Here is a 15,034-nt window from a genome sequence, read left to right as displayed (position 1 = left end):
ATCAACAGTATTTTCTAAACTCTTATATCCATCTTGATTTAGAATAGCTTCTTCATTTTCAAATAATTTTTCTACTGTAAGATCTTTATCCCAGTAGCCTTAGTTAGAACCAAAGAAGTTCTCAGCGACTCTTCCTGCTGCCACTTCGAAAATTTTACCATTATATTGATTATCTTTGTGAGATAACCACAAAACAGCAGGTGAAAGCAGTTCAGCTCCAATTCGTTCTCCCTGACGCTTCCTTCTTCGTTTTCCATACTTCCAGACAATGCTGTGAAAGCACCAAACGCCAACATATTTACCGTAATACCACGCTCCAATCCTTTAGCTGCCAATGTTTTACCTAAAACAAGTACCGTTGCTTTAGAGGCCGCATCATGACTTATCAAAGGTTGACTGATGAATGAGTAAGAGGAGAGGTTTATATTATAATTCTAGGTCTCTAGCTTTGTTTTCTCCTTCAATCAGCCTATCAATAATACCTTCACAGATTTCCTTATGTTCCTATATAATATCTAGACTCTTGAAGGATTGAAAAACGTAAAGGCAGTTAAATATCACATTACCTTTCCTTAAATTAATGTTTATGTTAAGTTTTTTACATAACATACTCGTGCTAGAAAATGATGAAATTATCATTTCTGAAAATTAACATAGATAATTTACGGAGGGATTTGATGAAAGAAAAAGCAAGATTAGATCACTTAATTTTTTGGCCATCTATTGTCGTGCTGTTAATACTTACATTACTTTTAATCATTTTCCAATCATCTGCTGAACCGCTTTTAGACAATATTTTGTCTGGTATCAACTCAAGAATGGATTGGATATTCCAGTTTATGACGTTTGGTCTTTTCGTGTTGCTTTTATGGCTAGCTTTTGGAAAGTATGGAAGAGTAAAACTCGGAGAGGGAAAACCTAGATTTGGAAATTTTAGTTATGGAGCGATGCTATTCTGTGCAGGTATGGGTACCAGTATCATGTTCTGGTCGATTATTGAACCTATGTACTACTTCCAAGGACCACCATTCGGTTTTGAATCTGGCAGTGACACTGCAGCAGAATGGTCTGTCGCGTATGGAATGTTCCATTGGGGGATCTCTGCATGGTGTATTTACGCATTTCCGACCATAGTCATTGCGTATTCCTTTTTTAATAAAAAGAACAAGTCACTTAAAGTCAGTCAATCTGTAAGAGGAGCGCTTGGTAAACATTCAGATGGTATCATCGGAAAGATCATCGATATACTTGTCATATGGAGTCTTGTCGGTGGTCTTGGTACATCACTGGGACTAGGTGTACCGATGGTGTCCGCTGGAATTGGCCACCTTCTAGGTGTGGAACAGTCAATTGCACTTAGTATCATTATAATGCTAATCTGGTCGGTCATTTATATTACAAGTGCTTCCCTAGGTCTCGATAAAGGTATACGCAAGCTCAGTAACATCAACGTATATCTTGCACTTATATTAGCCATATTCGTCATAATAGTGGGTCCAACAAGTTTCATATTAACTTATTTTACAGACAGCTTTGGCATCATGGCGCAGAATTTTCTGAGAATGAGTTTCTATACTGACCCGATTGGCGGCGGTGGATTCCCACAATCTTGGACAGTATTCTATTGGGCATGGTTCGCTGCTACTGCACTATTTATGGGACTTTTCATTGCTCGTATTTCAAAAGGACGTACTTTGAAGAGCATGATACTCCACATCCTTGGTTGGGGTTCTATCGGTAGTTGGCTATATTTCGGAATTTTCGGAGGATATACGATGAATCTTCAACAGACAGGAGAACTCGATGTCCTTGGTAGTATGGCAGAATTTGGGGATGCTGAAACAATCATCAATGTACTTGAAACATTACCGATGAGTTATATTGCGATATTATTTTTTGTCATTCTAGGATTCATTTTCCTTGCAACATCGCTTGATTCAGCGTCTTATATACTTGCTTCAACTGCATCAATAAAAGTAGACGAAGGTATTGAGCCTCCGACATGGCATACAATTCTTTGGGGTCTCATCATGGCCTTGTTGTCCATTTCATTACTGTTAATTGGAGGATTGAACGTAGTACAGACATCAGCCGTTGTCGTTGCGGTACCAGTCGTCATCATCTATATACTGCTTATCATTTCATTGATGAAATGGTTGAAGAACGACGATCATATATACGAGGAGGATAAATAATTGGGTGTATTCGACGTTGATTATACTAAAATTCAAGAAAGAACAGACTTTCCGTACGAAGTAGAAATTATTAACCATTGTTGGATAGAGATGTCAGACGGTATAAAATTATCAGCCAAACTATGGCAACCTAAAACATCTGGAAAGACAAAAGGCGCTGTACTTGAATATCTTCCATACCGGAAAGATGAATTCACTGCCCTTCGTGATGAAATCCGTCACAAATATTTTGCTGGCATGGGTTACACTTCCATCCGTGTAGATATCAGAGGTACAGGAGATTCTGAAGGGATAATCGAAGATGAATATCCAAAACAGGAGCAAGATGATGCACTGGACGTAATCTCTTGGATTGAAAACCAAGAATGGTCCAACGGCTCGGTTGCGATGATTGGTAAGTCTTGGGGCGGTTTCAATGGGCTTCAACTTGCTGCATTGCAACCACCTGCACTGAAAACAATTATTACTCTATGTTCTACGGATGATCGCTATGCAGATGATGTACACTATAAAGGCGGTACAATGATGGCCTCTGACATGCTTTGGTGGGCATCAACTATGTTCGCTTACAACGCAAGACCACCATTTCCAAAGTATGTGGGAGAAAAATGGTATGATATGTGGCTCAATCGTATGGAAAATACACCACCGTTCATCGAAGAATGGGTGTCACATCAAACACGAGATGATTATTGGAAACACGGCTCAATAGATGAAGATTACAGTGCCATCAAAATACCAGTCCTAACCATGAGTGGTTGGGCAGATGGATATACAAATGCCCTATTTCGATTAATGGATAATCTTGATGTCCCTAAAAGAGGAATCGTTGGCCCTTGGGCACATGAATTTCCAGACATGGCCATACCAGGACCTCAAATGGGTTATCTTCAAGAGGTCATTGAATGGCTCGATCGCTGGATGACTGATGAAGGGGACCAAGACGCACATAAAGATGCCTTTCTCGTATATGTACAGGATGGTGTAAAACCTAAGACCACCTATGATTACCGAGAAGGTAAGTGGCTAGACTTATATAATGAAGAAACAAGTGAAATTGATATTTTGGAAAATATCAACGGTGAAGTTCCATTATTGAATCGTCAACAACATGGTCTTTATTCTGGAGTATTCTGTCCATTTGGTCAGGAAGGTGATCTTCCAGATGATCAATTAATTGACAATGCATTGGCTACATCATTCATGTTGCCACAACAGAATACTGCAATAAATATCGTTGGCCAGCCCATTGCAAAAATAAGAGTAAAATCCGATAAGGAAAAAGCAAATCTTCACGTAAGAGTGACGGATGTACACCCTACAGGTGAAAAGACACTCGTAACAAAAGGTCAACTCAATCTCAACCATTATAAAAGTCATGAATTCCCAGAGGATCTCACTGTTGGTGAATACATCGATGTAGAAATTCCATTAGATGTTATTGGCTATCAAATTGAAGCAGAGCATAGCATCGAAGTATCAATTTCACCAACATATTGGCCTCAAATATGGCCAGACAAGGAAATCGTGAATCTAACAGTCGATTTCTCTCATTCAGAACTATTACTTCCTGTTATCAATGATTTCAATGAGGTAAGATTGAAATATGAGCAGTCCGAAACTGCAACACCCCTTGAAAAGGAAATTATCAGGGATGGTTATAGGACTCGGAATGTCATCAAGAAACTTACAACAGATGAGTGGGTTTTAGATGACTTTTCTGATGAGGGGCTACGAACTTTGACCGAAACAAATATCACTTATGGATCTACTAACCATAATGTATATACAATAAAAGAAGGTGACCCTCTATCCGCTAAAGTAGAATGTGACTGGACTGTACAAGTGAAAGATAGCGATATCGATACAAACGTCGTAACAAAAAGTGTCATGAGTTGTGATGCTGATAACTATTACCTGTACAATGAAATGACGGGTTATAGTAATAATGAGCAATGCTTTTATAAAACATGGAATAAGACGGTCCCTCGGTACTATACGTGATATAAATCTGTCCATTCATTGATAATCTAAGACTCTATGTCAAATAAGGTTAACGAAACATTTTACCTGACTGCCTCACTTACTGTATGCAAGTGAGGCAGTCTTTTTTGATTCTTTATAATACGTTTTCGTCATCAAAATATAAGACAAGTTTTTCTATGCGGAATGCATGATAATTTACGTATATCAGAATAATTAGGATATAAAATCAAATCTCTCCATATTTGGTGTCCCATCTTCAAAGTGCATACTAGAGTTCTTAGTACCAAAAGTGTTGGCAAGGCTTGTAAGCAACGGATATAATGACGTCGCAAAGTTCTTTTCTTTATTATAAATAGGAGTAGCTGGGTTAATACCCACTAAAAAAACTACATATTTTTCATCAATATTATTAACCACAAATGGACGGTAGTACGGGTGTTCAGGATTATTATTAAAAGGTCTAACCATTGATTTCAAATTCTTTATATCCATATTCTTGCTCATTATTCTTACTAGTTTTCATTCTTTATTTACTATAAATCTCAGACGAAGAGCTAATTACTGAGTGTTACTTACAAGTGACATTTTTAGTTGGTGAATTGTCTACACTTGATTAGACAACTTCTATGAGGGAGGTTATTGTTAAATCAAAGAAAGTAAAATGCTCATTACAATTAAGAAGGTGAAAATAATGCAAATTTTTAGAGTACATCAAAATCATGATATCAGTGCACGTTTCCTGGATAACAGACGTTTATCAAAACAAGTGTTAGAACTTTATCAAATTATTAGAGTTTGTCTCGCTGAAATGAATATTATTAGTGCTAATACTCGATATTTATCACATCCAATCGTCAAATTTATTTACAATAATGGTCATCCTTATTTATTGGATGCGTTTGAGCTTTTAAAGTCTTATGATCAAGAACATAAAAGAAGAGGAGGCATACGTTCTACAAATTTTAAAGAAAAACTTATAGACTTAGAAAGAATCATCTACAGTAACAAACATCTCTTTTCTGAAAGAAGTTTACCTGCTTTTTATGTTTATCAAGATACAAAAGTATACGGAGTAATGGCCTACACTCATTATGAGTCTTTACTTTTTTTAAAGTGGACTAATGATAAGGTGCCACCACGTTGTAATATAAACTTAGATAAAGGAGGGATATTAAAATGAAAGGTCGACATGTAATTGAGAAAAAATGGGCGTCAGAGAAGTACAATGTTATGTGGCACTCACAAAAATATTATAATCGTATAAGAGAAGAAATGAATAAAGGAGCTTCTATGGATTTATTGGAATCAATGATTTTTGAAGCGAAGAAAGAGGAGCCTACTAAAGGATCTATTGTGAATACATTTGATCATATGTGGGGATACTTCAAGAGAATATGCACATTAACAGAAAAGTATGAGTATAAAAAAATAAGAACATTATTCTTAGATGATAAAATAAAAGATATAGAATTGAAGCGATTTATTATTAAACTTTCTAATCAGTATGATGTGAAGTATCTCCAAGAATCTACAATTTTAAATATATGATAATAAAACTATAAAGTTATACTGGCAATACGAGGGAGTTTAAATAATTAAAGCTAATTAAATATCACAATGAAATGAGTGTTTTAATGTATCTAGCATGGAATGAGATTATAAGAAATAAGTTAAAGTTTAGTTTAATTATAGGCATTGTAATAATGATAAGTTACTTGCTACTATTGCTCTCGGGTTTAGCAAATGGATTAATGAATTTAAATAAGGAAGCTGTGGAACAATGGGAGGCTGATGCGATTGTTATAAATGCAGATGCAAATCAAAATGTTCAACAATCTATGATTAAAATAGAAGATATTAAAGACAAATTTGAAGAACAAGCAAATTTAAAAGAGCTTGCTGTTATTATTTCTAATAGTGCAGTTGAAGATAATGCTATTGTATTTGGCCTAGATGAAGGCTCCTTTCTAATGCCTGATTTAGTGGAAGGAGAGATGTTCACCAATGAAAATGAAGTTGTTGGCGACTATTCTTTAAAGGAATCGGGTTTTTCTATTGGAGATACACTTGAATTATCAAATAGTGAAGAGACGCTGAAAATTACAGGATTTACAGAAAGTGCACAATATCGTTCTTCCTCACTTTTATTTTCCAATAATGAGACCATAGAAAAGTTAAATCCAATGTTAAGTGAGGACTTAATAAATGCACTTGTTGTTAGGGACAGTAATTGGAAAAACGTAGAATTAAGTGATGATATGGAAGTATTAGCGATAGATGAATATATAGAGAATCTACCTGGATATTTACCTCAACAATTAACGCTAAACTTTATGATTATATTTTTATTTATCATATCGTCGTCAGTGATTGGAATATTCTTATATGTGCTTACATTACAAAAGACAAGTCTATTTGGTGTCTTGAAAGCCCAAGGATTTACTAATGGTTATTTAGCACGTTCAGTATTAGGTCAAACACTAATTGTGACTATGATTGGTACGCTTGTTGGATTGGCGCTTACCTTATTAACTGGTATCTTCCTTCCACCAGCAGTGCCTATAGAATTCGATTATTTAACAATGATTATTTATATGATGGTCTTGATTGTTGTTGCTATGTTGGGAAGTTTATTTTCAGTTATCAGCGTTAGAAAAGTAGATCCATTAAAAGCGATCGGTTAAGAGAGGCGAATAGTATGCTTAAATTTATAGATGTGAAAAAGGTGTTCAAGGACGGTAATCAAAGTATAGAAGCAGTTAAGAAAACTTCGGTTGAATTTGACAAGGGAGCTTGTATTGCACTGATTGGACCATCAGGCTCAGGTAAAAGTACTTTCTTAACCATGGCTGGTGCCTTACAAACACCAACTGAAGGTGAGGTAATTGTTAATGGTCAGAAAATCACAGGTATGAATTCTAAAAGCTTAGCTAAGCTCAGAATGGATGAGATTGGCTTTATCCTTCAAGCTAGTAATTTGGTGCCATTTCTTTCTGTTCAGCAACAGTTTAAATTACTAAAGAAGTATAATAAAGATATCATGACAGATGATGAGTTAGAAAAATTGCTTAATAATCTATCACTAACAGAAGTGAAAAATCAGTTACCTAGTGAAATATCTGGGGGTCAAAAACAGCGTGTTGCGATTGCTAAAGCGCTATACACTAACCCTAGTATTATTCTTGCAGATGAACCTACGGCATCACTAGATACAGAAAATGCGATGAAAGTAATGGAAATATTAAAAGAAGAAACAATCAGTAGGGAGAAGACATGTATCATTGTTACTCATGATGAAAGATTAACAGAGTATTGTGATGCTGTATATAAAATGGTCGATGGTGTGTTAGAAAGTACTCTATAAAATTTTAATTATAGATTAATAAAATAGATGACAAAATCAATTACATATTGACTTTGTCATCTTTTACACATTACTAATATCTTCTGTTATTTGAACTAATTAAGCCAAAAAAATCTCAAGAAATACAGTGCTGATATATCAAGAATTTTCATTGTGAATATCCTATAGTTTGACTTGAATAAAATATACCCAGCAGTATTATATTTAAAACATATCGAGATTTTTTCAAGTAATTAGACAAATTATATATATTCAATTATAACGTTGTGAGAGAGCAATAATCTCTCACCTTACCGCTCCTATAGATACGGCTTATCGTATCTATGGGAGTTAATCATTGTAAAAATAACAAGAATGATTATTGATAAAATGGGCACTTTTTATCCACATTTTTATACATTAGACTTGGTGAATTAACAGTATTGTTAAATCCTTTATGATAATTATGAGTAAGTGATGGAGATAGTGGAGGGGCCAGCCAGCTCCACTTACCTGTGACTTCTCTTCCTGCGATTTCTTCTTTCTTTTCAAATTGTTTAAATTGCTTTGATGCAGTGATATGGTCAACTATCGAAACACCGGCATCTTTAAAAGAGTGATATACAGCATAATTGAATTCGACTAAAGCGCGGTCTCTCCAATATGTTGAAGTTTTAGAAGTATCGAGGTTAAAAGCTTTCGCAATTTCTTTAAGCTTGTTATATCGGTATTCGTCAGTAAAGTTTCTGACCCCAATCTCGGTCTCTATATACCATCCATTGAAGGGGGCAGTATGGTATTTTATCCCACCAATTTCTAAATCCATATTAGAGATTATCGGAACAGTGTACCATTTAAGCTTTAGTTTTTCTAAATTTGGATAATGGTGGTGTTTAATATTAACTTCTTTTATGATGCCTTGAGGGTATTCATAATAAGTTATAGGTTGATGATGGGCGCTATATATTAGTGGTAAAACATCAAATTCTTTTCTCTCTTTTTCCCACCCGATTTTACATGCTAAATCAGTAATTTCTTTAGATATTGGATCGCCAATGTCACCATATCCTGCGTATCTAATAAGCTGTTCATTATATAATTTTATTTCATTAGAAAAAAATGAATAATAACGTATTCACCGCATTTTTACTAATAATGGAATTAATGTTTTATAATATAACACAAAAAATTAACGCTTTTACAGACGGTGGACCTAATCAAAAACTATTGTTTCTGGTGAATCAAGGTCATTACTATTCATAACTTTAATAATCTTAGGTTTCACTTGTATAATACAAAGGTTATCATCTTGCTTCGAATTAAAGAAACTTTTGTCTTGATTGTTCCAAATCCAATCAATAATCTTTGGATCTTCGGAAATTGACACTTCTCCATCTATTTCAAGAAAACTATGGTCATTGGTATCACTATATCCAATTAGAACATGAGCTCTAGGATTATTCTTAAACTCTTCTATTTTATTAGAATCAATGTCAGTTTTAGAATACAGAGTTAATCCATCATTATAAAAAATCATATACCTACTGTTAGGTATGTTGTTGTGCGCGGTAGACAAAACACCTAGATTAGAAGAATCTAAAATTTTTATCGCTTTATTTTCAATAACTTTATTATTCATATGAAAAACCTCCTATACTGTTTATTCACATAACCATCTCTGTGTAAACATAATATGTGGTATGTCACGAGTATTCCAGACAGTTTTTATAGACTTCTTTCTTATACTCCTTTGGTATCATGTAACCAAGTGCACCATGTGGTCTAATATTGTTGTAACAATTCACATAGTCAAACAGTTCACTTTTCAGCTGTTGTAGAGATATAAAATGATACTGTCTAATGAATTCAGTTTTTGTGCCTTAACAATCGCATTGTCATAGGGACAGCCTTTCATGCTCTGTAATCTTTAAATACCAAATGTATTAAGCACATTATCAAACTCTTTGCCACGGTCTGTATGGAACATTTGAACCTGTCTTAAATCATGCTTAATGGTACTCAGTGCTGCTGACACAAGATGGCTATCTTTATTTGGACCGGCATCATGTCCAATAATTTCACGATTAAACAGGTCAACAAATACACATATATAATGCCACTTGCCAGACACTTTTACATAAGTTAAATCACTGACGAGTACCTCCATCGATGCCTGTCTAATAAAATTTCTACTGAGTCTATTCATGATATTCCGTTCATTGGATTGTGAGGGATACGATCTATATTTCAATGAAGTATATAACGATACCAATCTTTCTGCTTTCATAATTCGACCGATGCGTCTTCGAGAGACTTGGAATCCAAGTTTATCTAACTCATGTTTAATTCTACGTGTTCCAAAACACTGACGATTCGTATTAAATATCCTCCACGCCTTTATGGCTGATGACATCCTCTGAATCATCAACATTCTATTTATTCAATTCATAATATTAGGTACTTCTTGGGATTTGTAGGACTTTACACATTGCTGATACTGAATATTTATTGGCATTCTCAAGAATGACATCTATTTTCGTCCCATGATCAGCACTTCTTGCTTTAGAATGTCATTTCCCATCTTAAGTTGTTCGTTTTCTTTTCTGAGTTGTCTCATTTCTCTTTCTTCATCTGTAAAGTTATCTAAATGACTGAAAGAACCTGGCGCCTGATGATGCTTGACCCACTTATCCAATTAGGATGGTTGATATTATCTACTATCACTATAAAAATTGCTTGGCGTAATGTTTTTATCATCTGCAAAAAGTGAGCATCAAGAAATAAATCCAATACTCTATTTTAATAATTTTTGAAGAATTCCATGATAAACTCCATAAATGATGTGGTCGCTTTGGAAAAATAGCGACCTTTTTATAAGCAAAGTATAATAATCAGCGATATCAATGGGGAGTAAATAAGATGACCCCAGCACAATACAGGTGTCATCTACTCACAGCCTAACGCTTTTATTAAATGAATTGTCCACACTTGATTGGACAACTCCTATGGGGGAGGTTATTGTTAAATCAAAGAAAGTAGGCGATTTTTTATGACAAGACTTCTGATAGTTAGTAGTGGCAGTCGATGATTAAGGCTGAGCCATTACCTTTGGAAAGTGAGGTATTATAAAAACAGCAATAAGATAATTTCGTATTTAAAATTATCTTATTGCTGTTCTAGATTTATGTTCCAGACTCTTTTTTAATATAAATTCCTTTATTAAGTGGACCAGTTTACTTACCTTTAATTATTACTTCATCATTTTCAAGTACGATATCTACATGTTTTACGTCTGTATGATCTAAGTAGTAATCTGTGATTTTGTCGCGTACTTCTTGTTCAACAACACGACGTAACGGACGTGCACCCATTTGTTCGTCGTAGCCTTTATCAATTAACCAATCTTTGACACCTTGTGTAACATCCATTGTGATTCCTTTTTTATCTAATGTTTTTTGAACATCTTCTAATAATAAGTTCACGATGTCTTGTAATGCATCTTTACCTAAATGCTCGAATTTAACGATACTATTGAAACGGTTAAGGAATTCAGGGCGGAAGAATTTTTTCATTTCATCCATAATATCATCAAACTCTTCATTTCCTTCACCAAAGCCAGCATTAGAAATACAAATAATAATTCTGTTTTTAAAGTTAATGACATTACCTTGACCATCTGTTAAATTACCATCATCCATAACTTGTAATAATAAAGTTAAGATTTGTGGATTCGCCTTTTCAATTTCATCAAATAAGATAACTGAGTATGGGTTACGTCTAACTTTCTCTGTTAATGTGTTTGAATTATTATCATAACCTACATAACCAGCAGTTGTTCCAATCATTTTAGATACAGCAGTTTGATCACTATATTCACTCATATCTAAGCGAATTAATGCATCTTTATTACCGAATAAATCAATTGCTAACTGCTTTGCAAGTTCTGTTTTACCTACACCAGCTTCACCTACTAAAATAGGATTGTTTTTAGTACGTCTACTTAAGACTTCAGCAGTTTCTTGGATTTCTTTATCACGACCAATTATTGGGTCTAATAAATCATCGCGTGCTTCTTGTGTTAAATTACGGCCAATTTGATCTAAATAATTACCTTCATCATTTTGTCTTTGAGAATTAGATTGTTGAAATGCACGCGCGTTTTGCTCGGCAGAATTTCCACCTTACTGTTTTCGTAATTGTGCTAATTGTCCGGAGAAACTTCTTTCCCATTGATATAATATTTTTTAGTACCACTATTGACAGATTCTTGCATATATTGGAATATTCTTCTGAAAATTGAATCAAAATCATCATTGAAATATCCGTTAGTCATACATATCACCTATAATAATACCCAATAATTTAATAGTCGTGAACAAAAGTTTTTATAGTCTATTCTGGTTTAAATACAACTTTAATGTTGTTATCCTTCTTCTGATCAAATACTTTGTAAGCTTCGTCTGCTTTTTCAAGTGGGAAAGTATGTGTAATAATTTCTGTAGGATCAAATACTTCATCTTTAATCATCTCGTAAAGTTTAGGCATTAGATGAATAACAGGAGCCTGTCCACTTGTTACTGTAATATCACGGTTAAATATTAAATCTATAGGGAAATTATCAGCAGGTGATCCATATATACCGGTAAGCTGTATTGTCCCAAACTTTCTTACTGATTCAGTAGCAGTAAGTATTGGACTTATTGTTCCACGTTGTTGAGAATGCTCAGATAGCTCCTGTTCTGGACTCGATTGCTGTCCATCCATCCCTACACAATCAATAACAACATCTGCGCCACCTCGTGTTTTTTCTTTAAGAAGTTTACCTATTTCCTGTTCTTCATCAAAGTTATACACTTCAGCACCATTGTACTTTTTTGCGTGATTAAGACGATGCTGTACATTGTCAATCGCAATTACTCTCTCTGCACCTTTTAGTTTCGCAAACTTCTGCGCCATTAAACCGATAGGGCCACAACCTAATACAATAACTGTATCACCAGGTTTAACGCCTGAGTGTTCTACACTCCAGTAAGCAGTAGGTACAACGTCTGATAAGAATAAAACTTGCTCATCTTTTAGATTGTTATCAGGAACCTTAAATGAAGAAAAGTCAGCATGAGGTACTCTTAAGTATTCTGCCTGTCCTCCCCAGTGATTACCATGAAGATTACCAAAACCGAATAGTCCACCATTATCTAATTTCCAGTTCGCTGGTGTTTCATTAGAATTGTCACACTGAGATTCCATGTCGTTATTGCAGTAGAAACATTCTCCACACCCAATATTAAAAGGTATTACCACACGATCTCCTTTCTTTAGTTTTTTTACATCTTTTCCTATCTCTTCAACAATACCCATCGGTTCATGTCCAATTACAAAACCAGGTTCCATGAATAAATCACCTTGATGATATAAATGTAAGTCTGAACCACAAATCCCAGATGCTGTTATCTTTATAATTGCATCAGTTGTTTCAATAATCTTAGCATCTTCAACATTTTCCATCTTCATGTTCTTATGTCCTTGATAAGTGACTGCTTTCATAAAATAACACTCCATTCTAAATATTATTTACAAGCATACTAAAATATTCCTCTTAACTTGACTTATAAACATAAATCTTTATAAAATCAATCATCTTACTACGAATATCTTCATTCGTGTTAATGATGACTATTTTATATAAAACTAAAGAGAAGACTGATAGTCTCCTCTTTAAAAAATGATTATTTTAATAAAGTTACAGATTCACGGTTAAAGTCTTCTAAATCATCAGGTGTACGTGAAGTGACGATATTATCAGAAACTACAACTGATTCATCTACTACTGTTGCTCCAGCGTTTTCCAAATCTTTACGAACTGATAAGAAACTTGTTAATTTTTTACCTTTTAATAAGTCTGTATCGATTAATAGCTGTGGTCCATGACAAATCGCAAATACAGGCTTTTCATTTTGAACGAAATGTTTTGTAAATTCCCCAAAACGACCTTCTTCATCTCCACGTAACATATCTGGTGAGAATCCCCCTGGGATAAGTAATGCGTCAAAATCTTCAGGTTTTACACCGCTAATCGCTCTATCTACTGTTACTTCAGTATCTTCAGACTTACCTTTTACTGTACCTGTTTCTTTTCCTATTACAGTAATGTCATGTCCTTCGTTTTTTAAAGCCTCAACTGGACTTGTGTATTCAACGTCTTCAAAATAATTATCTAGTACAATAGCAATTTTTTTTTGCCATAAATAAATTCCTCCTAAAGTTACTAATAATATATACCCACTCCATAATCATTAAAAAATATAAAGCTCCAAACAACCTTATTTCAGGATTGAGAGATTGCTAAACACGTAGTAGTCAGTTGATCTATTATATATTGATAAAAGTGGAGTAGCAAACTCATTAGTTGTTATAACCTATATTATAATTTAACAAGAATTTTGGATTGTGATCTATCATTTACAAGTTATTCAAACCCTGATTCTACAATATCATTTAGCTCAATTTCATCAGTGATGACATCTTTTACTTTTAAATTACCTTCATTAATCAATCACTGAGCATGAAGGGCTTTCCCTATGAAAATGTGGTTGCTGAAACGACATTTAAGTCCCTGAAAACTGAATTCATTAGACAGTATCATTTTATATTTCTACAACAGTTGAAAATTGAACTATTTAACTATGTGAATTGGTACAACAACATTAGACCACATGGTGCATTCGGTTATATGACACCGAAGGAGTATAAGGAAGCACTCTATAAAAACTGTCTAGAATACTGTTGACATACCAATATGAAGAAAACAATTCATTTAACAGAATTGGTGGCATTATCTAGCATTTCAGAGAATTTTTTGATTGTGTTGCACTTATACAGATTAGAGACTTCACTCTTCCTGAAAGCAGTCGTTATAATAATTTAACTGCGACATTCTTCTGTGGTAATGCTTTTACATTTTATAATTCTAAAAATTTATCGGATAGAATTGAGATAGTCTCATCTGTATTGTATCCCAAAATAATATTTTCATTTTTTGTAATAAATAACATAAAAAAAGTAAAATTGAAAAACTGACCATCTTATTCCTATTTAGATAAACGCATATAGATGATTATTATTGAGACAAATTTAATACTGGTTAAGAACTTTTTTCTGACTGTAAAACTCACAACCTATACAAATCAATTTCATAATTATGTTGAAAATATCAACAAAATGAAGATATGTAAAACTTCAAATGATATATAATTATAAATGTAAATAATACAATATTATAATTTAAGCTACCGAAGGAGAAAATAGTATGAACTTGAAAAAGACAAAAAAGAGAAAAATAGATTTTCTTAATAATACACTGCAGAAGTTCTCGATTAGAAAATATTCTGTAGGCGTGGCTTGTGTGTTGATAGGAACACTTAGTTTTATTGGGTTAGACAAGAATGTTTCTGCAGATGAAATTTCTGGAGAACCATCACAAGCACCAGAAGTTGAAGAAACCGGAGAAGTT

16 protein-coding genes and 4 pseudogenes are annotated in these 15,034 nt (G+C 34.0%); 8 read left to right on the top strand and 12 right to left on the bottom strand.

What is annotated here, in order from left to right:
- Positions 1 to 71: 71 nt before the first annotated feature.
- Positions 72 to 335, bottom strand: a complete 264-nt coding sequence (locus tag H624_RS12725; protein WP_205710581.1) for a hypothetical protein — start codon at positions 333 to 335, stop codon at positions 72 to 74.
- 342 nt (positions 336 to 677) lie between these two features.
- Here H624_RS12725 and H624_RS0108855 point away from each other — a divergent pair, with 342 nt between their 5' ends.
- Positions 678 to 2,195, top strand: coding sequence for a BCCT family transporter (locus H624_RS0108855; RefSeq protein WP_026867263.1), 1,518 nt, complete (start codon positions 678 to 680; stop codon positions 2,193 to 2,195).
- On the top strand, positions 2,196 to 4,199 hold the full coding sequence (locus tag H624_RS0108850; RefSeq protein WP_026867262.1) for a CocE/NonD family hydrolase: 2,004 nt from the start codon (positions 2,196 to 2,198) through the stop codon (positions 4,197 to 4,199).
- A gap of 195 nt (positions 4,200 to 4,394) precedes the next feature.
- Here H624_RS0108850 and H624_RS0108845 read toward each other — a convergent pair whose 3' ends face one another.
- On the bottom strand, positions 4,395 to 4,649 hold the full coding sequence (locus tag H624_RS0108845) for a hypothetical protein (RefSeq protein WP_211220895.1): 255 nt from the start codon (positions 4,647 to 4,649) through the stop codon (positions 4,395 to 4,397).
- A 223-nt stretch (positions 4,650 to 4,872) separates the two neighbouring features.
- Between H624_RS0108845 and H624_RS0108840 the strand changes: the two genes are divergently transcribed.
- The 4 genes from H624_RS0108840 (at position 4,873) to H624_RS0108825 (ending at position 7,545) form a co-directional block, all read left to right on the top strand.
- Positions 4,873 to 5,361, top strand: a complete 489-nt coding sequence (locus H624_RS0108840) for a pyrimidine dimer DNA glycosylase/endonuclease V (RefSeq protein ID WP_026867260.1) — start codon at positions 4,873 to 4,875, stop codon at positions 5,359 to 5,361.
- Complete coding sequence (locus H624_RS0108835; RefSeq protein ID WP_026867259.1) at positions 5,358 to 5,729, top strand: DUF1722 domain-containing protein; 372 nt, start codon at positions 5,358 to 5,360, stop codon at positions 5,727 to 5,729. The genes H624_RS0108840 and H624_RS0108835 overlap by 4 nt, the downstream gene beginning before the upstream one ends.
- Positions 5,730 to 5,815: 86 nt before the next feature.
- Positions 5,816 to 6,865, top strand: coding sequence for an ABC transporter permease (locus H624_RS0108830; protein ID WP_026867258.1), 1,050 nt, complete (start codon positions 5,816 to 5,818; stop codon positions 6,863 to 6,865).
- 14 nt (positions 6,866 to 6,879) lie between these two features.
- Positions 6,880 to 7,545, top strand: coding sequence for an ABC transporter ATP-binding protein (locus H624_RS0108825; protein WP_026867257.1), 666 nt, complete (start codon positions 6,880 to 6,882; stop codon positions 7,543 to 7,545).
- A gap of 358 nt (positions 7,546 to 7,903) precedes the next feature.
- On the opposite strand, the pseudogene H624_RS12440 reads toward H624_RS0108825, so the two are convergent.
- The 10 genes and pseudogenes from H624_RS12440 to H624_RS0108785 form a co-directional block, all read right to left on the bottom strand.
- Positions 7,904 to 8,626: pseudogene (locus H624_RS12440) on the bottom strand (nitric oxide synthase oxygenase); the annotation flags it as partial.
- Positions 8,627 to 8,737: 111 nt separating this feature from the next.
- Positions 8,738 to 9,163 carry a pyridoxamine 5'-phosphate oxidase family protein gene (locus H624_RS0108815; RefSeq protein ID WP_026867256.1) on the bottom strand — a complete coding sequence of 142 codons (426 nt, stop codon included), beginning with the start codon at positions 9,161 to 9,163 and terminating at the stop codon, positions 8,738 to 8,740.
- 64 nt (positions 9,164 to 9,227) lie between these two features.
- Complete coding sequence (locus tag H624_RS12970; RefSeq protein WP_084145810.1) at positions 9,228 to 9,386, bottom strand: IS3 family transposase; 159 nt, start codon at positions 9,384 to 9,386, stop codon at positions 9,228 to 9,230.
- A 65-nt stretch (positions 9,387 to 9,451) separates the two neighbouring features.
- The gene (locus H624_RS12430; RefSeq protein ID WP_245570584.1) at positions 9,452 to 9,730 is read right to left on the bottom strand and encodes a DDE-type integrase/transposase/recombinase; all 279 of its coding nucleotides are present in this window, start codon (positions 9,728 to 9,730) and stop codon (positions 9,452 to 9,454) included.
- 63 nt (positions 9,731 to 9,793) lie between these two features.
- Positions 9,794 to 9,937 (bottom strand): annotated as a pseudogene (locus H624_RS12965) (IS3 family transposase); the annotation flags it as partial.
- 117 nt (positions 9,938 to 10,054) lie between these two features.
- Positions 10,055 to 10,219, bottom strand: coding sequence for a hypothetical protein (locus H624_RS12640; RefSeq protein WP_156889179.1), 165 nt, complete (start codon positions 10,217 to 10,219; stop codon positions 10,055 to 10,057).
- A gap of 538 nt (positions 10,220 to 10,757) precedes the next feature.
- A pseudogene (locus H624_RS12425) lies at positions 10,758 to 11,570 on the bottom strand (AAA family ATPase); the annotation flags it as partial.
- A 155-nt stretch (positions 11,571 to 11,725) separates the two neighbouring features.
- A complete protein-coding gene (locus tag H624_RS12955; RefSeq protein ID WP_425402331.1) occupies positions 11,726 to 11,857 on the bottom strand; it encodes a hypothetical protein in 132 nt (43 codons plus the stop codon).
- A 59-nt stretch (positions 11,858 to 11,916) separates the two neighbouring features.
- Complete coding sequence (locus H624_RS0108790; protein ID WP_026867254.1) at positions 11,917 to 13,068, bottom strand: zinc-dependent alcohol dehydrogenase; 1,152 nt, start codon at positions 13,066 to 13,068, stop codon at positions 11,917 to 11,919.
- 182 nt (positions 13,069 to 13,250) lie between these two features.
- Positions 13,251 to 13,775: a type 1 glutamine amidotransferase domain-containing protein gene (locus tag H624_RS0108785; protein ID WP_026867253.1), complete on the bottom strand. Its 525-nt coding sequence runs from the start codon at positions 13,773 to 13,775 to the stop codon at positions 13,251 to 13,253.
- A 293-nt stretch (positions 13,776 to 14,068) separates the two neighbouring features.
- Between H624_RS0108785 and H624_RS12420 the strand changes: the two are divergent.
- Positions 14,069 to 14,275, top strand: a pseudogene (locus H624_RS12420) (IS3 family transposase); the annotation flags it as partial.
- Between the two features lie 555 nt (positions 14,276 to 14,830).
- On the top strand, positions 14,831 to 15,034 hold a 204-nt coding region (locus tag H624_RS11960), incomplete at its 3' end, for a YSIRK-type signal peptide-containing protein (RefSeq protein ID WP_035856985.1).

Origin of the sequence: Jeotgalicoccus marinus DSM 19772, assembly GCF_000425825.1 — a bacterium.
In the GTDB taxonomy this organism is placed as follows: Bacteria; Bacillota; Bacilli; order Staphylococcales; family Salinicoccaceae; genus Jeotgalicoccus; species Jeotgalicoccus marinus.
Note: the sequence above shows the minus strand (reverse complement) of the source record. Positions and strands in the feature narration are given on the sequence as shown.